A 21,096-nucleotide genomic window follows, 5' to 3' on the forward strand; every position below is an offset into this window, starting at 1 on the left:
TGGATTACTTGGCTACGCTCGCAATGACCGGGAGCGGCGCGTCGTGCCCTTCATGGTGGGCGAAGGTCGGGCAGCAATTGCCGGTTTCCTGCATAAGTCCGATCCAATGACCCTTCATGCGAAGGACGTCATTCAGAAACCACGTCATTGCGAGCGCAGCGCGGCAATCCATCGTGCCGCCTCGCGTGAATAGCGCCCCCTGCGGATTGCCGCGCTTCGCTCGCAATGACGGGTTTAGGGAGCGGGCCATCTCGCCTTGGCCGGTCACGCCCGCGCACGCTCACGCACCGGGAGGCCCGAAAGGCGTTTCCTACACGATGGCGAATCGATATGCCGCAGCCTCGCTCTTTCGCATCGTTGCCCTTTCTCGATCCAGCTCGCGCGGTCCGGGAAAATTACCCTCTGGACCGTGCTCCATGTGCTCCATCCTGTAGGATTGCCCGAGGGCCAATCCTACATGGCGGCCAACGCGCTTACTCTGCCGCTTCCCGCTGGGCGAAGCGCCATTCGGGGATTTGGTTGGCGTCGGCGGCGCGCAGGCGGGCGCTCTCTTCCATGATCCATTCGCGGGTCATGGGGATGGCGCTGCGGTCCTTCACATAGATCAGCTGCCAGTTGACCATGTCGCCGTGGCGGAAGCTCTGCTCGGCCCCGGCGAGGTAGTAGAGCCACATGCGGTAGAAGGTCTCGTCATACATATCGACGATCTCGGCGCGGTGCTGGACCGTGCGATTGTACCATTCCTCCAGCGTGTGGCTGTAGTGGAAGCGCATGGCCTCCACGTCCATCACCTGCCAGCCGAACTGCTCGGACTGGGTGACCAGTTCGCTCAGCGCCGGAATGTAGCCGCCGGGGAAGATGTAGGTACGCGTCCAGGCGTCGGTGAAGCCGGGCGGGCCGGCGCGCCCGCAGCAATGGCTCATCATCACGCCATCGGGTTTGAGCAGGCGGTTGGTGTGTTCGTAGAACTGCGGGTAATGCGGCGTGCCCACATGTTCGAGCAGGCCGACCGAGCTGATGCGGTCGAACTGGCCTTTCACGTCGCGGTAATCGGTGAGGGAGAACCTGACCCGGTCGGCGAGGCCCGCTTCCTCTGCGCGTTCCTTGCAGAAGGCGATCTGGTCGGGGGCCAGCGCCACGCCGTGGACCTCGACGTCGTAATGCCGCGCCAGGTAGAGCGCGAAGCCGCCCCAGCCGCAGTCGATGTCGAGGATGCGCTGGCCGGGTTTGATGTGCAGCTTGGCGGCGAGGTGCGCCTTCTTGTCGAGCTGCGCCTTCTCGAGCGAGGTGGTGGCCGGATCCTCGCGGTAATAGGCCATGGTGTACTGCCGGTCCTCGTCGAGGAACCGCTCGTACAGCTCGCGGGTGAGGTTGTAGGTATGCTCGGCGTTCTTGCGCGCCTTGCCGCGCAGATTGATGCTGTCGGCCTTGGCAATGAACCGCTGGGCGGCGGTGCGCAACTTGCCCTTGGGTTTCAGCGCCGTGTCGCCGGGCCTGCCTGCCTGTTCGGTGACGAAGAGGATGAGATCGCGGATATCGTGCGGCGCCTCGACCTTCAGCCAGCCCCACATGAACGCCTCGCCCGCGCCCATCTGCGGATAGCGGGCGATGTGGTTCGCCGCCTTCTTGTGGGTCAGCGTGATGCGCAGCGGCGGCTCGGCGGGGGCGGTTGGGCCGTATTCGTAGGTCTTGCCGTCATGGTCCGTGACGACGAGGCGGCCCTTCCTGACCGCGGTTTTCAGAAACTTGTCGAGTAGCCACATGGCCATCCGCTCCCCTTCGGCGATTTTCGGGCGAACATGCCGATCATGCGGGCCAAGTCAATGCGAAGGGCCCTGCTATCCCACCTGCTCGCGGGCGAGATAGATCACATCGCGTTGCTGGCGGAGCAGGTGCTGGCCGCTGTCGAGGAAGAGCGTCTGGCCGCTGGCGAGATGCCCGGAGGCAAGGAAAACCGCGGCATCGGCGACCTCCTGTGCAGAGGTTCGGCGCCCCAGCAGGTTCATCCGGTGCGACCGCTCGGCCTCTTCGGCGGACTGGTCGTGGCTGGCGAGGATGGCGCCGGGCGCCAGGCCGTAGACCCGGTCCTCCTCCCGCGCCGCGCCCATGGCGAGCATGGCGATGGTGGCATCGAGCGCGTGCTTGCTCATGGTATAGCTGAAGAAGTCGGGATTGGGGTTGGCCAGCTTCTGGTCGGTGACCTGGATCACGCGCCGCCCGGCCTGCGCTGTCGCGTGCCTGAGATAGGCCTGCGCCAGTAGCGCCGGGGCCCGCGCATTGATCTGCATCGCGCGGCGGCTGGTGGCGGGATCGAGCGCGGTCACGTCGTCGGGATCGAAGACAGAGGCGCAGTTGATCAGGGCCCGCCAGTCCGAAAGGCGCGGCGCGAGTTCCTCGGCCATGGCGATGGCGGCGTCATCGTCGCACAGATCGGCGCGGACAGTTTTGGCGCTGTCCAGCTCGGCAGCCAGATCCTGCGCCGCAGATGCCGAGCGGTTGTAGTGGATCACCACGTGCCATCCGGCCGCGGCAAAGGCCCGCGAGATGGCGCCCCCGATGCGTTTCGCCCCGCCGGTAACGAGCACTGCTGGTCTGTCGTGATCCATGCCAGCGACCATATCAGCGAGCGGCGCAAAGGGAAGGCGGGGGCATCAAAATGGCGCCGCCACCGAGGGGAGTGGCGACGCCATCTTCTGCGACCCGGTTCGGACTTGAATTAGCGGCAGCGCAGGCTTCCGCGGTCGATCTCTCGGCCGACCACCGCACCCACGGCACCGCCGAGGATTGCGCCCAGCGTCCGGTCGCCACGGCCCGCCAGTTCATGTCCGGCGAGCGCGCCGACACCGGCGCCGATCACCAGACCGGTCGTGCCATTGTCGCGCTTGCAGTAATAGCGGCCATCGCGGCCGCGCCACATGTAGCTGTCGCGGGTGATGCGGCGCGGGGAGGAGTAATAGCCGCGATCGTCATACATGCGGTGCTGGGCCCGATCCTTGGCGCGCTTGCCATGCGCGGGCGCCCATGACGGCGGATCGGCTGCGGCCGGGGCTGCGGTTCCGATGCCGGTGAGTGCGAGAGTGGCTGCTCCAAGAGCGATGGCGACCTGTTTCATGTTACGTCCTTGTGTTCTCAACTTCGCCGCGCAATCTGCCGCCGCATTTACAACGGCGCATGAACGAATGCGCTTTACGGCATATTAGCGATGAGCCGACATATCCCGTGAGACGGGCCGTGGCCGCTCAGCGCAGCCTGGCGCGCAGCTTGTCTTGCCACTGCGGCCCGAGCTGCGGGACGGCGAGCAGATCGCGAATCTCCTCCTGCCCCGGCTTGCGTGCCTTGTCGAAGAGCAGGGCGAAGGCGTCCGCCACGCTCCAGCGATCCTGGCTGCGGGCGATGAGGGTGAGATTGTCACCCGCCTCCGCTTCGCCTTCCTCGATCACCCGGAAGTAGATGCCGCAGCGATGGTTGGCGATGATGCGTTTGACCATGTCCTTGCGCTGGAAATGTCGTTCCAGCGTGCTGCACGGCTGCCGGCCCATGCTGAGTTCGAGCAGCGCCGTGCCCATGCGGAAGCGGTCGCCGATATAGGCTTCGCCTTCCATCAGGCCCCGCGTGTGGAGGTTTTCGCCGAAAGCCCCCGGCGAAGCGAGCCGCGCCACGTCGGGAATCTCCTCGCGCCAATAGGCATAGTGGTCCGCCGCGTAGAGATGCACGGCCATGTGCTCGCCGCCGTGATATTTGCGGTTGGTCTGGGTATCTCCTTCGAGCCCCATGCGGGTGATGCGCACCGGCCCTTCCACGGCATGCTTGTCGATCGAACTGAGCTTTCCGTCGGCAAGCGGCGCAGGCTTGCCGGTGCATAGCGCGAGGACTTCGGCCGTCATGCCGCAGACCCCTTTCCTACAGGATGGAGCACATGGAGCACGGTCCAGGGGGTAAATAAGTCACCCCCCGCAAGCTGGCGGAAACCGGGGGTTTGAGGGCTATTCAAGAGGCGCATGAGAGCCTTCCAGCACAGCGGGCAAATGTAGGAAAGCGATATTCTGCCTCAGCGCGGCGGGCGGCGCAGGGTGAGGGCATACCAGTCGCGCTGGACGCCGTCGGCACCCCTGCCGGGATAGCGCTCGCTCGCGGCGATCTCGAAGCCGGCGGCGCGGTAGACCTGCTCCAGCCAGCCTTCGCCGGGCAGATTGGTGAGGCGGCCCAGCGGATCGCGTCCCTCGCCGCTGCCGAGCTTATAATTGGCGAAATGCCAGCCCCCCGGCCTCAGCGCGGCATGGATCGCGGACAGCACCTGCGGCAGATCGGCCCGGGCGACATGGAGCAGGCAGGCATGCGCCCAGACCGCGGCATAGGCTTCCTCGGCGCAAAGCTCGTCGAAGCGCATGACCCGGGCGCCGATGCCGAAGCGTTCATTGGCCTTGCGGACCATGGCCGGTGTGCCGTCGGTCGCATCGAGATCGAAACCGCGCTCGATGATCCGCGCCGAATCCCGCCCCGCGCCGCAGCCCAGTTCCAGGATGCGCGCGCCTGTATCGAGCCGGTCCAGAAATCCATCGAGATGGCGGCTGGGCGCCTGCTCGAAGCTCAAAGTGTAATGCGGCGCATTTGCCTCGTAATAGGCAATGGTCGCAGGATCGGCGCTCATGGCCGTTTGAGATGCGCAGCGAAGAAATCCAGCGTGGCGGGCCAGATCTGCTGCTGCGCCTCCAGCGTCGGCTCGTCATAGCGGAAGTCGCCTTCGGTCCGCTGGACCCCGGTGCCGGAGAGGGCATGCGTGGCGTCGGGAAAGATCAGGGCGACGGTTTCGAGATTGCCCGCCTCGGCCCGGCGCTCGGCAATGTTTTGCGCCATCGCGCCCGAATTCCACGTATTGTCTTGATCTCCGCCCGCAACCAGAACGGGCTCGTCGATATTTTCTACCTTGATACGCGCGTCCACCACCCGGTCGGGATGGGCGCGCCGTCCGGCATCCTGCGGAGTGCGCAGGCGGACGGTGGCACCGGGAATGGCGTATTTCTTGAACTCTTCTTCCATGCCGAGATAGGGCACGAAGGGCAGGGGGCGGCCCTGCCAGGAGAAACTGCTGACTTCGCCCGGCTTGGCATTCGGGCCCCAACCTTCCCAGATCACATCGCTGGGCACGATCGCGGCGACGGCGGCAAAGCCGTCGATCCGGCTGGCCCCTGCCAGAACGAATTCGGCACCTTTCGATACGCCATAAAGCCCGATGCTGTCGGCCTGCACATCCTTGCGTTTCCTCAGCCAGTCGCGGGCGATCTCCAGTTTTTCGAGTGGAATGGAATCGAAGGCCACCGGAAGGTCCGGCAATTGCCGTTCCTTGGGCAGATAGGCGGGCGAATAATAAGGCAGGCCCAAAATGGCATAGCCTTCGGACAGAAAGTGGGGGGCAGAGCCGCGCGATCCGAAATCACCGCCTTCGCTGCCGCCAAGGATGATAATGGCCGGAAAAGGCCCATCGCCTTCAGGCGTGGCGAAATAGGCATAGGGCAGGCTGTCGCCCACCATGACTTCGGTCGGCGCGACGGGCGGGCCGGGCTCGGCCGCGAGCGGTGAGGCGAGGGCGACGCACATTGCCGTAACGACACCAAACAGCTTGATCATGATAATGCCCTTCCTTGTGTATCAGTTGTATAATACACCTCGGAAGAGTTCATGCAAGACAGATATCTAGGGCTGACCTGGCCTTTCGGCGTGGGCGTGGCGGTATCTGGGATAGGTATCGGGCAGGACCTTGCCCTGCGAATAGCGGAAGACCAGCAGGATCAGGACCATCGAGACCGGGAAATCGGCAAAAGTGCTGTAGAAGAGCCAGACATCGGTCGAGGCATAGAGCGCCACCAGCAGATTGAGCGCCGCCAGAACGGCGCCGAACACGCCCATGCCGATCCCCAGCCTTGCGGCATCGATATCGCGATAGGGCAGATAGGCCATCAGCCTCGCCGCCAGCCGGTTGCCCCCGGCCAGACCGTCGACGAAGAACAGCGCGGCGCTCACCACGCCGACGATGGAGGAGCGGTATTTCACGGCCTCGTCCGACTGGAACACCAGCGCGAGCACGGCGGAAAGCAGCAACAGGCCGATGCCGAAAAGCGCCAGCCCGCCCAGCAAATCGACCTTGGTGATTTTCTGCGCGGCGAGCAGGGCAACCCCGAGCGCAGCACCGACGAATGCCGCAGTCGTCAGATCGGTCAGCTTGGCGACGACGAAGAACAGCAGGCCCAGCGCGATGTCGATCGCCAGCGGGATGCGGTTGCGCTTGAACGCGGACATATCGAGCGCGCCGGAAGAGGAGGCGCCGGAGGGGCCACCACCGAAATCTTGCGACAGCGCGCTGCCCATGGTCCCGTTCGCATAGGCTGCCATAGCCTCGCGATATTTTTCCGGATAGGCGATCGTGCGGCCGGGATGGCTTTCGTGGATCAGCTGCCCGTCGCGGCGCACTGCAATCCCGATGTTGACCGAGCTGACATAGCCTGCCTCGACCTCGATCGCGGAGCCGTCGGGCAGCGTGGCGGACAGATGGTGATTGCGCACCGCATCGGGGCCGACAGCCGGGGTGAAATCGCTCGCCGCGATCCGGCCATCCAGTTCGAGTTCGGAATCCAGCCCCGCGGTGCGCGAACGCGCCGTGACGGTTGCCCGCACGCCGTCCACCATAAAGCGGCGGCGATAGCGCCAGAGCGTCAGTCCGCCCATCGGCTTACGCTTCGACTGCCTCTGCCGCCTCGCGGTCCCTTTGTGCGCGGCTCTTCTTTTCGGCCGCGGTCTTAAGCTGGCCGCAAGCGGCATCGATGTCGCGGCCGCGCGGCGTGCGGACAGGGGCGGAAATGCCGCCTTCGAAGACGATGTTGGAAAAGCTGCGCACACGCTCCGGAGTAGAGGTATCGTATTGCGCGCCGGGCCAAGGGTTGAACGGAATGAGGTTCACCTTGGCGGGCAGATTATACTGCTTGAGCAGGCGAACGAGTTCGCGCGCATGTTCGTCGCTATCGTTCTTGTCCTTCAGCATCACATATTCGAACGTGATGCGGCGGGCATTGCTGGCGCCGGGATAGGCGGCGCAAGCCTCGAGCAGTTCCTCGATGCCGTATTTCTTGTTCAGCGGCACGATCTCGTCGCGGATTTCCTTGGTCACCGCGTGGAGCGAGACGGCAAGGTTGACGCCGATTTCCTCGCCGCATTTCTCCATCATCGGGACCACACCGCTGGTCGACAGCGTGATGCGGCGCTTGGACAGGGCCAGGCCTTCGCCGTCCATCACCAGCTTCAGTGCGCCTTTGACATTGTCGAAATTATAAAGCGGTTCGCCCATGCCCATCATCACGATGTTGGTGAGCAGACGGCCATCGGACCTGTATTCGGAGCTTTCCTCGATCTCGTCGAGATCGGCCCCGTAATCGAACTTCATATTGCCTTTGGGCCATTCGCCCAGCGCATCGCGCGCCAGCATGACCTGGCCGACGATCTCGCCCGGGGTGAGATTGCGGACCAGCTTCATCGTGCCGGTGTGGCAGAAGCGGCAATTCAGCGTGCAGCCGACCTGGCTGGAGACGCACAACGTGCCGCGATCGGCATCGGGGATGAACACCATTTCGAATTCGTGGCCATCGGCGGTCTTGAGCAACCATTTGCGCGTGCCGTCGGTCGAATGCTGCGCCTCGACCACCTCGGGGCGGCCGATCACGAACCGCTCGGTCAGCCAGGGGCGCATGGTCTTGGCGATATCGGTCATCGCTTCGAAATCGGTGACGCCGCGGTGATAGAGCCAGTGGAACACCTGCTTGGCGCGCAGCTTGGCCTGTTTGGCATCGAGGCCCGCTTCTTCGAACAGGTCGCGGATGCGGTCCTTGGGAAGGCCGATCAGATCCACGCGGCCATCGGCGCGCGGCGTGATGTCACGCGCGACGGGAACCGGGTCGATCTGCCCGGGAATGCTCATCAAAGTCGTATCTGTCATGGAGCCTGCGCATATAATAGGAGGCGCGCCGCTTTACCACCCACATCCTTTTACGGCCTTCAGACAGTATCATTGAGGATGCGAGGAGGGTGCGCGGAGAGCTTCCGCATTCAGGTTCCCGCCGGGGCAGGGTGTTTCCCCCACGGCTCATCGCCCCAATCGTTCATCTCGGCGCAATAATGTGTCTTTCTGGCAACATTTCCAAGTTGTCTGAGGTTAATGAAACTACTTCTGAAAACCTCCGTTTCATCAGTCCACGCGGCCGGAAAGCCGCGGGTAATAACGGAGTTAAAGTAATGAAAAAGACAGTCGCAATCATGGTCGCAACTTCGGCAGCAGCCCTTGCAGTGCCTGCCGCAGCGCAGGACGCAACCGCCGGAACCTTCACCGGTCCGCGCGCCGAAGTTCTGCTCGGCTATGACATCAGCAAGGCTGGCAGCACCGTCGATGACGACGTGAACGCTGACAATGACGAATCCATCGACGGTTTCGGCTACGGCGTGGGCGTCGGTTACGACTTCAATGCCGGCGGCGTTGTCCTGGGTGTCGAAGGCGAATGGACCGATTCCACCGCCAAGACCGAATTCACCGATGGCGATTTCGAAGGCTTTGGCCTCGGTAACGTCGAAACCGGCCGCGACCTTTATGTCGGCGCCCGCGTCGGTGTGCTCGCACAGCCCGACCTGCTGCTCTATGCGAAGGGTGGTTATACGAACGCACGCTACAACATCGAAAGCTCGTTCGACGGTGAAGAATACAACGCCAAGATCGATGCCGACGGCTACCGTCTCGGTGCCGGTGCGGAATACGCTTTGAGCACCAACACCTTCGCCAAGCTCGAGTACCGTTATTCGAACTACAGCGACGCTGAAGTCGATTTCGAGAACGACAACCTGGCCGACCAGGACATCGGCGAAATCGACACCGATCGTCACCAGGTGATGGTTGGCTTCGGCTACCGCTTCTAATCGAAGTGATCTGAACAACGAAGGCCCGGGGCGTGATTGCCCCGGGCCTTTCGTTTGTGCGGTGTGCGAATGCGTAAGTAGGGGAGAGCGCGCCGATCTGGCGGCTCTCTCTATACGTAGGTGATGGCCATCACTTCCCAGTCGCGCAGGCCTGCGGGCAGGCGCACCGAGCGGACATCGCCCACCGATGCGCCCTTGAGCGCGCGGGCGAGCGGGCTCGACCAGCCGATCTTCCCGCTGCCGGCATCCTGTTCGTCGTCACCCACCAGCGTGAAGGTCTTGCGGGCATCGTCCTCGTCGGCGACTTCGACCGTCGCTCCGAAGAACACGCGGTCCTTATCGGGCTGATCCGCCGGGGCGATCACTCTGGCCGCCTTCATCCGGCGCGCAAGATGCGCGAGCTCGCGGTCGATCTCGCGCATGCGCTTGCGGCCGTAAAGATAGTCGCCATTCTCGCTGCGGTCGCCGTTCCCGGCGGCCCAGCTGACGATTTCCACGATCTCCGGCCGCTCCGTGCCCAGCAGGTGGTCATACCTTGCCTGCAGCGCCCTGTAGCCTGCCGGAGTTATCGGATTTGTTCGTCCCGTCATGGGCGCGCCTTAGGCGCTAATCCTCAGGGAAGGTAGTGCTTCACATTGCGCTGCGCAGGATTGGATTTGTCCGGGTTCATGTTGGCATAGCTCACGGCGTTGCCGATCACGCGCATGACGTAATAGCGGGTCTCGAAATTGGACGGGATCTGCTCGATCCAGGTCACCCAGTCGACCGCGCCCGTGCGAGGATCGCCGTTGAGCGCCAGCCATTCGTTCACCCGGCCCGGCCCGGCATTATAGGCCGCGATGGCCAGCGGATAGGCACCGTTGTACCGGCTCATCAGCCGCGCGAAATGCTGGTCGCCCAAGCGGATATTGTAGGACGGATCGCCGGTGAGGCTGGCGGACATGTACTGGATACCGGCCTTCTGCGCTTCTTCGCGGGCCGTGCCCGGCATCAGCTGCATCATGCCGCGCGCGCCGGCGTGGCTAACGCGGGTGCGGTCGAATTCGCTTTCCTGCCGAGCGATGGCGTGGACCATGGTCCAGTTCGCGCCCGAATGAGTGGGAACGGTCGGGAAGCCGAGCCGCTCGAACCCGTCGACACCCTGTTCGCCCGCGACCATTCCGGCAACCACCGCCATCTCGTCGAGACCGGTCTCGCGCGCCAGTTCGGCGACGAGCGCCATTCTTTCGGGCGTCTTCGCATTTTCTGCGATCGCTTCGAAAAACGCACGCTCGGTCCGCCAGTCGCGGCGATCGCGCGCCATTGCCCGCAGCGCCTTGGTCAGCGGCTCATCATTGAACTGCGAGCGGGCCTGTTCGCTGATACCCGCAGTGAGAACCGGCGAGAAGGTCGGCACCGACCGGCCGAGTTCGCTCAGGGCAAGCTGGCCATAATAATAATCGGGATATTCGGCCGCCATATTCCAATAGCGCTGAGCTTCCTGCTGATTGCCCGAGCGCGCAGCGGCACGGCCAGCCCAGAAGAAGCCCTTGGAGCGGGTAAGGGGGGTCTTGGCCGCCGCACCGTAACGATAGAACAGCGGCGCAGCGCGCGAACCGTCACCGAGCGACCACAGCGCCTTGGTGCCGCCGAGCCACATCAGATCGGTATATTTGTCGCGCAGCGTGAAAGAGCCGTCCGAAATATCGGTACCCGGCGCAAAGAGATCGTCCACCTTGGATGCGATGTTCACCGCACTGCGGGCATCGGCACCCTGTGCCACACGCAGGGATTCGACCACGAAATCCGTGCCGTCATAGGCAGGGGTGGTGAAATTCGCCCGCGAGGACAGCAGGTTGATCGCGCTGGGCAGCTGTCCGCTGCTGCGATAATAGCGCGCCAGATTATAGACATAGCCGCTATCGCTCATGGCCGAAGCGGGGACCGGAAGACCGGCATTGGCCGGCATGCTTCCCTGCAGAAGGGCTAGGCGGGCCTGCGCCATTTCGCGATAGGCCGGCGAAACGCGCAGGATCTGGCGCGATGCGGCTTCGAGATTTTCCTGCCACAAAAGCGCGTCCATCCGCGCGTCCTGGTCTTCAGGAGAGAAGTTCTGGCCGAACAGGCCTTGCATGTAAGCTTCCGCCGGGCCGCTCATGGTGCCGTTGCGCCATGCCTCGCGGGCGAGTTCGCGTGCCTCGCCGCGGTTCATTGCGGCCAGCGCCAAGGCATAACGTGCCTTGGCGGAATTGGTGAGGGGCGGGTTGCTGTCGAAGAACTGGACCAGCGCCTGCGGCGTTGCCGCATCGCGATCAAGCGCGTTCTCCGCGCGCAGCTGCAGCAATTCCTGCTTCGGGAAATTGGGATAGCTGGTGATGAAGCCGGCATAATCGGCGAAAGACAGATTTTCCGCCTTGGTCAGATATTCCCAGCGATTGATCGCGGATGCAGCCTGCGTCGGCTGCTGCGCAACCATGGTGTTGCTGCCGTCAGGCCAGCTGGTGGGCGTCTGCGCGTGAGCGGCGACAGGAATGGCCAACGCGGAGCTTGCCATTAAAGCGTATGAAATATTTGTTTTTAGACCCATGCTGGACATAGTGCCCGGCCCCTCCTTATCAGGCGCTGAATGAAATGTGTTCGCGGATGCCTGAAAGGCCCGCTTTTCATACCTCTAACGCAGGACTGACGTAAATGTTCTCAGGCTCAATTCCGGCTCTGGCGACTCCCTTTCGCGACGGAGCGTTCGACGAGGCCGCTTTTCGCAAACTGGTCGACTGGCAGATAGAGAACGGGAGCAAGGGGCTGGTACCCTGCGGCACCACGGGCGAGGCGTCGACCCTGTCGAACGCGGAACATCACCGCGTGATCGAAGTCTGCATCGAACAGGCGGCCGGCCGAGTGCCGGTAATTGCCGGTTGCGGTTCTAACGATACGCGCAACGCCTTGTTGCACATGCAATTTTCCAAGAAGGCGGGGGCGGCGGCCGGGCTGTGCGTGGCGCCCTATTACAATCGTCCCAGCCAGGCGGGCCTCATCGCGCATTTCAGCTTCCTTGCCGAAAACAGCGACCTGCCGATTGTACTGTACAATGTGCCGGGCCGCACCGTGACCGATATCGAGGACGAGACCGTGGTCGAATTGGTGCGCAAATATCCCGACCGCATCGTTGCCATCAAGGACGCGAGCGGAGATCTCTCCCGCGTCGCCGATCACCGTATGGGAATTGGGCGCGACTTCTGCCAGCTGTCCGGCAATGACGAGCTCTGGCTGCCCCACTCGGCGGCAGGTGGATCGGGCTGCATTTCCGTCACTGCCAATGTGGCTCCTGCGCTATGTTCAGAATTCCACGATGCCATCGCGGCCAATGATCTGGTCAAGGCGCGCGAGATCAACGACCGGCTGTTCCCGCTGCATTACGCCATGTTCTCCGACGCAAGTCCTGCGCCGGTCAAATATGCGCTGAGCCGCGTACACGACTGGGTAAGCTGCGACGTTCGGCTGCCGCTTTGCAGTGCGAGCGAAGCAAGCCGCAAAGCGGTGGACGAAGCGCTGGAGCACGCGGGACTGCTCTAACGCAGCCCCGCGAGCGAGAACCTAGTCGGCCGGATTGTGCTTCTGCACGAAGCCGACTGCGGCTTCGAGCATCTGGAGGCGTGTCGTCGAGAGCGACAGCCAGTGATCTTCGCCTTCAAGCGCGATGATTTCGTACGGCTTGCCGGCATCTTTCAGCGCATCCGCCATCTTGTGGGAATGTGAATACGGCACCACCGTGTCGTCCTTGCCGTGGATCAGCATGATCGGAGCGTCAGCGCGATCGGCAAAGCGGCGCGGCGACACATCGTGCCACCTGTCCTTCGGTCCCAACTGATCGAGCAGCGCCGCCTTGGTGATCGGCTGCCCGCCCGAGGCGCGATAGTCTTCGTTGAACATGGCGGAGATATCGCTGACCGGAGCGACGGCGACTGCGCAGCGATAGAGATCCTGCTGCAATGTCACCCCGGCAAGAGCAGCATACCCGCCGTAGCTCGCGCCGACGATACAGGCGCGATCCGGATCCACGATCCCCTTGTCCGCCAACGCCGCCAGGCCATCCGAAAGATCGGTCTGCATCTTTCGGCCCCATTCGCCGTAGCCGGCGAGCTTGAAGGACTGGGAACGATTGGTCGAACCCCGGAAGTTTGGCTGGAACACGGCATAGCCGCGTGACGCGAAGGCCTGCGCCCACCAGTCGAACTGTTCGCGATCATGAGAGTGCGGCCCGCCGTGAGGCAGCATGACGAGTGGCAAATTACTGGCCTCCGTTCCCGGCGGAAGAGTCAGGATACCGTCCATCTCGAGGCCGTCAGCTGCGGTGAATTCGAAGGTGGAAACCTCACCTACGCGCTGGGGCGTGAGCGCTTCGCGTTCATAGGCAATTGCCTGCGCCTTGCCATTGGTGAGATCCACCACAAACCAAGAGCCACTGTCACCATTGCCGCTGGTCCGCACCAGGACCTTCTTGAAGTCCGGCGACCAGTCGACCATCCGGAGATCGAAATCGGCAAACGCCTTGCGTATTCCGGTGGCGGCTTTCTGATGCGCTGGGTCGTTGAAAACGGGGCCCTTTTCCACATCGAGATATCCGATCAGATGGCCCGTGCTTTCGTCCCAATACAGACGTTCGATATCGACTTCCCTCAGGAAAGGTCGCGCTTCACCACCTGCCAGAGGGATTTCGTACCATCTCGAGATGTTTTCCTCATCGCGGGCGGAGTAGATGACGGACCGACCATCGTAACCCAATCCGACGAGGCCGACCCGGCCATTACGCTCGTTACCTTGGGCGATGATGGTGTCATTGGCCTTCAGCACCCAGTCGCCGTCCTTGAGGCTTACGTCGAGTGTGGCGGCGACGTTTCCTGAGGCATCCACGACCCAGTCGCGGGATTCATCCTGTCGCGCCGAGTTGGAGATCCTGCGGGCCTGGCCCGAACGCGTGCCGAACTGATAGAGAAAAGGGCGTCCGTTATCCCAATTGTATCCGCCGGTGCGCCCTGTTCTCTGCAATTCGATGGCACCGAAATAGGCGGCCCATTCGCCATCGACTTTCCTCACACCGTAATTGCCGAGAACCGAATTCACGAGATCCCGGCGCTTGGCAAAAACCGTCTCGATTTCACCTTCGTAAGTCACCGGAATGAGCCGCGCGACCGAGAATTCTGCCTTGTCGGTGGTGAAGCCCCAGAGATCTTCCGTCTGACTGGTGACCAACAGCAACTGGTCATCACCGATCCAGTCGAAATAGCGCACCTTCGTCTCACCTGCGGCAACCCGCCGGATCAGCTTCATATCGGAATCGAAAAAGACCACCTGGCGCGTGCCATGGGCGGTAAGAAGTATCGCAATGTTGTTCCCGCTCGAAGATATGGCCGCGTCTTCGACCTCGGGAAGCGCGCCGTAAGCAGACAGGGGCGCAGGCTCCTGTGCATGGGCGTGTGGACTTGCGAACGTAGTAAAAAGTGCGGCAAATACTGCCAAAAAGTGAATGACGACTTTCATTTGAATCCCCCAATTCAATATCTTGTCTCTGGCGCGGGATTTTTCACAAAGCAAGTGTTGTGCGAAGCAGGGGGTTGGCGTTTTCAGCCTCAGCGCCTAAATGCGCCCGTTCTATGGCCCGTCCCAAACCCGCAACCTTCGACAAGCAGAAAACCGTCGCCGACAATCGGCGTGTGCGGTTCGATTATCACGTCGAGGAAACCTTCGAGGCGGGGCTGGCCCTGCAGGGTACCGAGGTGAAGGCACTGCGGGCGGGCGAGGCGAGCATCAAGGAAAGCTATGCCGAGGTGCGCGACGGGCAGGTCTGGCTGATCAATGCCAACGTGCCCGAATATTCGCACGGGAACCGGCTCAATCACGAACCGCGCCGGCCGCGCAAGCTGCTGCTGCACGAACGCGAGATCGAGAAGCTGTTCGGGGCGGTGGAGCGCAAGGGCATGACGCTGGTGCCGCTGTCGATCTATTTCAACTCGACCGGGCGCGCCAAGGTCGAACTGGCTCTGGCAAAGGGCAAGCAGGCCCACGACAAGCGCCAGACGATCAAGGATCGCGATTGGAAGCGCGACAAGGCGAGGTTAATGCGCGAAAAGGGCTGACTTCTTCCCCGTTGCCCCTTTCGAAACCATTTCTCGCCTACCACATCGGAGCCCATGCCAGTTTCGTCGCACCGCCATTGCCAGATGTCATGCCAGCGCTCATGGCGCCAGTGCATGGCTTGGGCATCTTTATGAGCGGTTCGCGTTCCAAAACCTTCCTTGCGGACCTCATCCGCAAACACATGCCCACGCGCGAGGAAATGGCGGAGAACCGCTTCCTCAAACCGATTGCCCACCGCTTCCTGTCGCCCGAATTGTGGCGCTTCACTAGGCGTAGCGTGCCGCGCGGCGTGGCGCTGGGGCTATTTGCGGCATTCATCGTCCCGATCGGGCAGATCTTCCTGGCGGCCTTCATGGCCTTGCCCACGCGCGCCAATGTGCCGCTCGCCTCGGTGGTCACCTTCGTGACTAATCCCTTCACGCTGCCCTTCTGGCTGATCTTCGCCAATCGCACGGGCCGCTTCGTCCTCAATCTGGACGCAGCTGTGGGCGCCGGGGCTGACCGGCTCGCCAGCGAGAGCGGCGTACTGGCGGGCTGGCTCGAAGTCGGCGGGGTAACCGCGCTGGGATTTCTCGTGCTGGCAATCGTCAGCGCCGGGGCAGGGTATCTCGTGGCCAGCCTGACGTGGAGATTCGTCGTGGCGCGCCGGAGGAAGAAACTGCTGAAGCAGCGCCACGAAGCAAGAGCGGGGAAGAGCGGCCAATGAACATTCGGCCCGTCCTCGATGGAGACAGCCTGCCACCGGTCCCGCTGATGCTGGGCATATTGCTGGCGTTCGCCGTGTCGATCGCGCTGGTCTGGCTCGCGGCCGGAACCGCACTGGCCGCTGCAGCCTATGCCGGGGCGCTGCTGGTCGTGGTTCTGACGCTGATGCTGTCGCCGCGCCTTGCGGCCTCGAATCCCGACGAAGATGTCACGCAGCCCGACTGGAGCCTTACCGCGTCCGCCATCGAAAACGAAGAGGCGGGTATTGCGGTGGTCGACCGGGCCAACCGCATGACCTGCGCCAATTCCACCTATGAACGCTGGTTCGGCGGCCCGCTGGCTCCGCATGAACTCGTTTTCCAGGGGAGCGGCAAGGCCATGGTGGCCGAGGCTGCGCGTCGCGCCTGGCGCGAGGGAACCGCCGAGGCTGACGGTCTGGTTCTGGAAGGCGGCGAAGACCAAATATTCCTCTCGGTCGAGCGTGCCGGGCGCGGCGAAGACTATCTCATCTGGCGCTTCGGAAAGATCGTGGAACTGGAGACCCATGAGGGCGTGGTCCAGTGGCTCGCCGGTCCTCTGAGCGAAATGCTATCCAATTCCGGCATCGAGGTGGCGCTGGTTGCCTCCGACGGGATCGTAAAGGCGACGACGCCCGGGCTGGCGGAGCGAACCACCGGCAACAGGGCACTGTCCCTCGCAGGCGAAGAGTTCGTCCAGCTGCTGCGCTCCGACGACCGCGACCGTATTTTCTTCGCGCGCGAAGGGCAGCAGGGTTCGCCCCAGACCCTGGTTCATGTTCCGATGGACAATCCTGCCCGGCCGGACGGCGAAAGGCCGCCGTCCCTGATGGTCCTGATCGACAATACCGTGGGCATTGGCGGCGGCGCGCACGGGGGCGGGAAGTCTGCCATCCCGCAGCTCGAGGCCCTGCTTTCCGCATTGCCGCTGGGCCTCGCGCTGACCGATCGGGACGGACGCTTCCTGTTCGCGAACAAGGCCTTCTTGCGTGCGGTGGAACGCGATGGAGAAGGGCTGCCGCAATATCCCTCGGACCTCGTCGTGCGCGAGGACAAGGCCGCTCTGGCAGATACCGTCCGGCGCTTTGCCAAGGGCGCGACCGCCAGCGGCGACATGGCGGTCCGGCTGGGAAACAACAAGGAAGAGCCGGTGTCGATCGGCCTGGCCGGCGTAAGAGGGCTGGGAGAGGCGGCGGTTCTGCTGTCGATTACCGATTCCTCTGAGGAAAAGCGGCTGCGACGCCAGGTTGCGCAGGCCACCAAGATGCAGGCTGTCGGCCAACTGGCGGGCGGCGTCGCGCATGATTTCAACAATGTGCTGACCGCGATCATCGGCTATTGCGATCTCATGCTGCTGCGCCACACACCCGGCGACAGCGACTATGACGACATTCAGCAGATCAAGGCGAATTCCAATCGCGCTGCCTCGCTGACGAGGCAATTGCTCGCCTTCAGCCGTCAGCAGACGCTGCGGCCGGTCGTTCTGCAGATGCCCGACGTTGTGAGCGAGGTCAGCCAGCTTCTGAAGCGATTGATGGGCGAAAAGATCGAATTCTCAGTGCGCCACGACCGCGAGCTCGGGGCGGTCCGGGCCGATCCTCAGCAGCTCGAACAGGTGATCATCAACCTCGCCGTGAATGCGCGCGACGCGATGCAAAGCAATGCCGAAAAGAAGGGGCATCAGGATTGGAAGGGGCGGCTGACCCTGGCCACACGGCGTGTGTCCGCGCGCGAGGTGCGCCGCATGGGTGTCGATGTGATGCCCGCCGACGATTACACGGTGCTGATCGTTCAGGACACTGGCGGCGGCATTCCGACCGACAATTTCAACAAGATCTTTGAACCCTTCTTCACCACCAAGGAGCAGGGGAAGGGAACGGGGCTGGGACTTTCGACGGTTTACGGGATCGTGAAACAGTCCAACGGCTTTATCTATGCCGACAATGTGCTCGACCCGCATGGCCGGCCAACCGGCGCGCGCTTCACCATCTACCTGCCTGTGCACAAGGGGCACGTGCGCGAGGCGCGCCGGGTTGAGGAGGCTGATGACGGGAAGGCGAGCGATTGGGCTGGCGGCGGAAAGCTCTTGCTGGTCGAGGACGAAGATATGGTCCGCGCCGTGGCGGAGCGCGCCTTGGCCCGTGCTGGCTATGTCGTCACCTCGGCCCGCGATGGCGAGGAAGGTCTGGCGATCGCCAAGGGCAAGGAAGATTTCGACCTGATCGTTTCCGACGTGGTCATGCCGGCGATGGATGGTCCGGCAATGGCACGCGCGATCCGGCGCATAAAGCCAAACATCCCCATCCTGTTCATGTCGGGCTATGCCGAAGAGCAATTGCGCAACGATATCGATATCGACAATATGCACTTCATTCCGAAGCCCTTCAGCGTGCAGCAGATCAATGCGAAGGTATCCGAAGTGCTGTCCGAACAGGGCAAGGGCAGCAAGTAGCCTTTCCGATTAGCATTTTCTCTCGTCCGCCCCATCCCTTCGGCACCCAATTGAAAAAAATTCCGTTCTCCTCTTGTTCTATTGGAACATAGTGGGTACATCACTTCGCAGTTGAAGAGTCGATACCGGCTCTAGAAAACCGAGAAGGGAATGTGTCATGGCGGCCAGTCTGAAGCTTGTAGAAGGAAAGAAAGTGGACGCAGACCGTCAGAAGGCATTGGATGCCGCCCTTTCGCAGATCGATCGTGCGTTCGGCAAAGGCTCCGCCATGAAGCTCGGCCAGAAAGAGGCCATGAATGTCGAGTCGATTTCCACCGGCTCGCTCGGGCTGGACATTGCTCTTGGCGTGGGTGGCCTTCCCAAGGGCCGCGTGATCGAAGTCTATGGGCCGGAAAGCTCGGGCAAGACCACGCTGGCTCTGCATTGCATTGCGGAAGCCCAGAAAGCCGGCGGTACGGCAGCTTTCGTGGATGCCGAACACGCGCTGGACCCGGTCTATGCGAAGAAGCTTGGCGTCGATATCGACGAGCTCATCGTCTCGCAGCCCGATACCGGGGAACAGGCGCTCGAAATCACCGATACTCTGGTCCGCTCGAATGCCATCGACGTTCTGGTCGTCGATTCGGTTGCCGCGCTGGTTCCCCGTGCTGAAATCGAAGGCGAGATGGGCGACAGTCATGTCGGTCTCCAGGCTCGTCTCATGTCCCAGTCGCTGCGCAAGCTGACGGGTTCGATCAACCGGTCCAAGTGCATGGTGATTTTCATCAATCAGCTGCGGATGAAGATCGGCGTGATGTACGGCAATCCGGAAACCACGACCGGCGGTAATGCGCTCAAGTTCTATGCATCGGTCCGCCTCGACATTCGCCGGACCGGACAGATCAAGGATCGCGACGAAGTGATCGGCAATGCCACCCGCGTAAAGGTGGTGAAGAACAAGGTCGCGCCGCCATTCAAGCAGGTCGAATTCGACATTATGTACGGCGAAGGTATTTCGAAGATCGGTGAAATTCTCGATCTCGGCGTGAAAGCCGGTGTGGTCGAAAAATCGGGAAGCTGGTTCAGTTACGACAGCGTCCGGATTGGCCAGGGCCGTGAAAACGCCAAGAACTTCCTTCGCGAGAACCCCGAAATGTGCGCCAAGTTGGAGGCTGCGATTCGCGGCAAAACCGACGAGGTCGCCGAAGAGATGATGACAGGCCCGGACGCGGAAGACTGATCACATCTCTTCAAGCGGGAACGCTTGTGGTTCCTCGTTCCCAACCACAAGTCATGCCGGACTGTCCCCCGGCGTTCCCGGATACACGGAAAGCCGGTGCGCGCTGCCTCGATGGCCGCCGCACCGGCTTTTCGCGTTTATAGCTGTCTTTTTCCGACATGGACGAGCGCGCAAGACCCGATCCCAAGGCCTCAGGGACAGAGACAGCACGCTTCAGCTCCGATGCGCGCAAGGGCTACTCGTCAGTTCGGTCGGATAGACCACGGCTCTGAGTCGCCGGGGCGACTCAATCGGCCTCCGGCATTATCACGCGGTTCGCGAAAGGGGGCCGTAGGCCTGCAGTTGGCAACGGATGCAAACCGCCTGAAGACGCGTTCGTCCCACCGGCATTCGATCCGAGAGCAAGCGGAAGCCGGCAATCCGAAGATGCGCTCCGGTGGGGCGCCGAGGCGTCCCGGACCGGTCGATCAGTAGGGGCGGTAAGCCGATGCGCCGCTATAGCGGGCGAGGATGTTGTCGTGCACGATCGGCGACAGCAGTTCGCTAAAGGCACAGCCGACCATGCAGTTTTCCCACCACACGACCTGGGCCTGAAGCGATTCGAGGCCGGGCAGGGTGAGCCAGCAAAGCTGGCCTTCATGCATGCGATTGATCGCCGCAGCAGAAAAGCCCGACATCGAAAGATCGTGGATCACGGTCTGGAAAGCGCGGCCACCACTGGCACGCAGCTGGCCTGGAATGGTGATCTTGGTCCGCGGCGCGCTACGATCTTCCTGCGCAGCCAGTGAATAGCGATCTCGCGTCTGGTAGGTCATGTGCAACGTTCCCTTGCCCTCGATGCAATTACGGCATCACGCGCGGAAGGCGTGAAGTAATTCCAAGCCCATACGCAGGCCCTAATTAAGAAACTGTTGCACGACAGGGTTAACGGATTAGTCGATCCGTTCGCGATGGCGCGTCTGGAAGTCAGTAATGACCAGATCGACAAGCCGCTTCGCCACGTCTTCGGGCGGCTTGACCGTCGCCGGATCTTCGCCCGGATAGGCCTTTGCGCGCATCGCGGTGCGCGTCGCGCCCGGATCGATCGTCGCCACCCGGACCTTGCTGATTTTCTCGACTTCCTGGGCATAGGCGTCAAGCAGATTGTCGAATGCGGCCTTGGTTGCGCCGTAAGCTGACCAATAGGCGCGAGGCGTCTCGCCCACGCTGCTGGTCAGGCCGATGACCCGGGCGGCATCGGCGCGCTTGAGCAGCGGGTCGAAGTTCGAAAGCAGCGCCTGCGTGGCGAGGAGGTTGGTGGTGACCGCCTGGCTGAACTGCTTGCCGTCGATCTGCGTAACCGGCGACAGGGTCGGCAAATAGGCAGCTGAAATGACGAGGTAATCGAGCTTGTCCCAGCGCCCAGCAATAGCGGATGCCAGGCGGGCGATCCCATCGCTTTCGGCAAGGTCGATCGGCGCGATGGTCGAAGCGCCGCCCGCTTCGTGAATGCGGTCCTCGGCCGCTTCCAACGCCCGCACATCGCGGGCCGTCAGCACCACGTGCGCGCCGGCTTCGGCGAACGCCAGTGCGGTTGCCGCACCGATACCCTTGCTCGCGCCAGTGACGAGGGCCAGCTTGCCTTCCAGTGCCTTCGTCAT

At 62.6% G+C, this 21,096-nt stretch carries 20 protein-coding genes; 6 read left to right on the top strand and 14 right to left on the bottom strand.

What is annotated here, in order from left to right; translation table 11 throughout:
* Positions 1-4 precede the first annotated feature (4 nt).
* From ACI2I1_RS09800 to rlmN, 9 genes are all read right to left on the bottom strand, one after another.
* Positions 5-250 (bottom strand): hypothetical protein, encoded by a 246-nt coding sequence (locus tag ACI2I1_RS09800; RefSeq protein ID WP_404678941.1) that lies wholly within the window; start codon positions 248-250, stop codon positions 5-7.
* 223 nt (positions 251-473) lie between these two features.
* Entirely contained in the window at positions 474-1,769 is a 1,296-nt protein-coding gene (locus ACI2I1_RS09805; RefSeq protein WP_404678942.1) for a class I SAM-dependent methyltransferase, read from the bottom strand.
* 69 nt (positions 1,770-1,838) lie between these two features.
* The gene (locus ACI2I1_RS09810) at positions 1,839-2,606 is read right to left on the bottom strand and encodes an SDR family oxidoreductase (RefSeq protein WP_404678943.1); all 768 of its coding nucleotides are present in this window, start codon (positions 2,604-2,606) and stop codon (positions 1,839-1,841) included.
* A gap of 110 nt (positions 2,607-2,716) precedes the next feature.
* On the bottom strand, positions 2,717-3,112 hold the full coding sequence (locus tag ACI2I1_RS09815) for a glycine zipper 2TM domain-containing protein (RefSeq protein ID WP_221541718.1): 396 nt from the start codon (positions 3,110-3,112) through the stop codon (positions 2,717-2,719).
* Positions 3,113-3,239: 127 nt separating this feature from the next.
* The gene (locus ACI2I1_RS09820) at positions 3,240-3,884 is read right to left on the bottom strand and encodes an MOSC domain-containing protein (protein WP_404678944.1); all 645 of its coding nucleotides are present in this window, start codon (positions 3,882-3,884) and stop codon (positions 3,240-3,242) included.
* Between the two features lie 164 nt (positions 3,885-4,048).
* Positions 4,049-4,648 carry a class I SAM-dependent methyltransferase gene (locus ACI2I1_RS09825; RefSeq protein WP_404678945.1) on the bottom strand — a complete coding sequence of 200 codons (600 nt, stop codon included), beginning with the start codon at positions 4,646-4,648 and terminating at the stop codon, positions 4,049-4,051.
* Positions 4,645-5,625: an acyl-CoA thioester hydrolase/BAAT C-terminal domain-containing protein gene (locus ACI2I1_RS09830; RefSeq protein WP_404678946.1), complete on the bottom strand. Its 981-nt coding sequence runs from the start codon at positions 5,623-5,625 to the stop codon at positions 4,645-4,647. Before ACI2I1_RS09830 ends, ACI2I1_RS09825 begins: the two co-directional genes overlap by 4 nt.
* A 66-nt stretch (positions 5,626-5,691) precedes the next feature.
* A complete protein-coding gene (locus tag ACI2I1_RS09835) occupies positions 5,692-6,720 on the bottom strand; it encodes a septation protein IspZ (protein WP_404678947.1) in 1,029 nt (342 codons plus the stop codon).
* A 4-nt stretch (positions 6,721-6,724) separates the two neighbouring features.
* Positions 6,725-7,981, bottom strand: coding sequence for a 23S rRNA (adenine(2503)-C(2))-methyltransferase RlmN (gene rlmN / locus ACI2I1_RS09840; protein WP_404678948.1), 1,257 nt, complete (start codon positions 7,979-7,981; stop codon positions 6,725-6,727).
* A gap of 296 nt (positions 7,982-8,277) precedes the next feature.
* Between rlmN and ACI2I1_RS09845 the strand changes: the two genes are divergently transcribed.
* Positions 8,278-8,949: an outer membrane protein gene (locus ACI2I1_RS09845; RefSeq protein ID WP_404678949.1), complete on the top strand. Its 672-nt coding sequence runs from the start codon at positions 8,278-8,280 to the stop codon at positions 8,947-8,949.
* Positions 8,950-9,059: 110 nt separating this feature from the next.
* Here the strand turns inward: ACI2I1_RS09845 and greB are convergent, their stop codons facing one another.
* On the bottom strand, positions 9,060-9,539 hold the full coding sequence (greB, locus tag ACI2I1_RS09850; protein ID WP_221541711.1) for a transcription elongation factor GreB: 480 nt from the start codon (positions 9,537-9,539) through the stop codon (positions 9,060-9,062).
* Between the two features lie 23 nt (positions 9,540-9,562).
* Entirely contained in the window at positions 9,563-11,482 is a 1,920-nt protein-coding gene (locus ACI2I1_RS09855; RefSeq protein ID WP_404678950.1) for a lytic transglycosylase domain-containing protein, read from the bottom strand.
* A 137-nt stretch (positions 11,483-11,619) separates the two neighbouring features.
* Between ACI2I1_RS09855 and dapA the strand changes: the two genes are divergently transcribed.
* Positions 11,620-12,501, top strand: a complete 882-nt coding sequence (dapA, locus tag ACI2I1_RS09860; RefSeq protein ID WP_221541709.1) for a 4-hydroxy-tetrahydrodipicolinate synthase — start codon at positions 11,620-11,622, stop codon at positions 12,499-12,501.
* Positions 12,502-12,522: 21 nt separating this feature from the next.
* On the opposite strand, the gene ACI2I1_RS09865 is transcribed toward dapA, so the two are convergent.
* On the bottom strand, positions 12,523-14,466 hold the full coding sequence (locus tag ACI2I1_RS09865) for an alpha/beta hydrolase family protein (RefSeq protein WP_404678951.1): 1,944 nt from the start codon (positions 14,464-14,466) through the stop codon (positions 12,523-12,525).
* Between the two features lie 113 nt (positions 14,467-14,579).
* Between ACI2I1_RS09865 and smpB the strand changes: the two genes are divergently transcribed.
* From smpB to recA, 4 genes are all read left to right on the top strand, one after another.
* On the top strand, positions 14,580-15,062 hold the full coding sequence (gene smpB, locus ACI2I1_RS09870) for an SsrA-binding protein SmpB (protein ID WP_221541707.1): 483 nt from the start codon (positions 14,580-14,582) through the stop codon (positions 15,060-15,062).
* A gap of 131 nt (positions 15,063-15,193) precedes the next feature.
* Positions 15,194-15,769, top strand: coding sequence for a DUF2062 domain-containing protein (locus ACI2I1_RS09875; protein WP_404679164.1), 576 nt, complete (start codon positions 15,194-15,196; stop codon positions 15,767-15,769).
* Positions 15,766-18,237, top strand: coding sequence for a response regulator (locus tag ACI2I1_RS09880; protein ID WP_404678952.1), 2,472 nt, complete (start codon positions 15,766-15,768; stop codon positions 18,235-18,237). The genes ACI2I1_RS09875 and ACI2I1_RS09880 overlap by 4 nt, the downstream gene beginning before the upstream one ends.
* Before the next feature lie 157 nt (positions 18,238-18,394).
* Positions 18,395-19,456, top strand: a complete 1,062-nt coding sequence (gene recA, locus ACI2I1_RS09885; RefSeq protein ID WP_221541706.1) for a recombinase RecA — start codon at positions 18,395-18,397, stop codon at positions 19,454-19,456.
* 467 nt (positions 19,457-19,923) lie between these two features.
* Here recA and ACI2I1_RS09890 read toward each other — a convergent pair whose 3' ends face one another.
* Positions 19,924-20,271: a PilZ domain-containing protein gene (locus ACI2I1_RS09890; protein ID WP_221541705.1), complete on the bottom strand. Its 348-nt coding sequence runs from the start codon at positions 20,269-20,271 to the stop codon at positions 19,924-19,926.
* 117 nt (positions 20,272-20,388) lie between these two features.
* Positions 20,389-21,096, bottom strand: coding sequence for an SDR family NAD(P)-dependent oxidoreductase (locus ACI2I1_RS09895; protein ID WP_404678953.1), 708 nt, complete (start codon positions 21,094-21,096; stop codon positions 20,389-20,391).

Origin of the sequence: Qipengyuania sp. NPDC077563 (assembly GCF_044901345.1) — a bacterium.
Taxonomy (GTDB): Bacteria; Pseudomonadota; Alphaproteobacteria; order Sphingomonadales; family Sphingomonadaceae; genus Qipengyuania; species Qipengyuania aestuarii.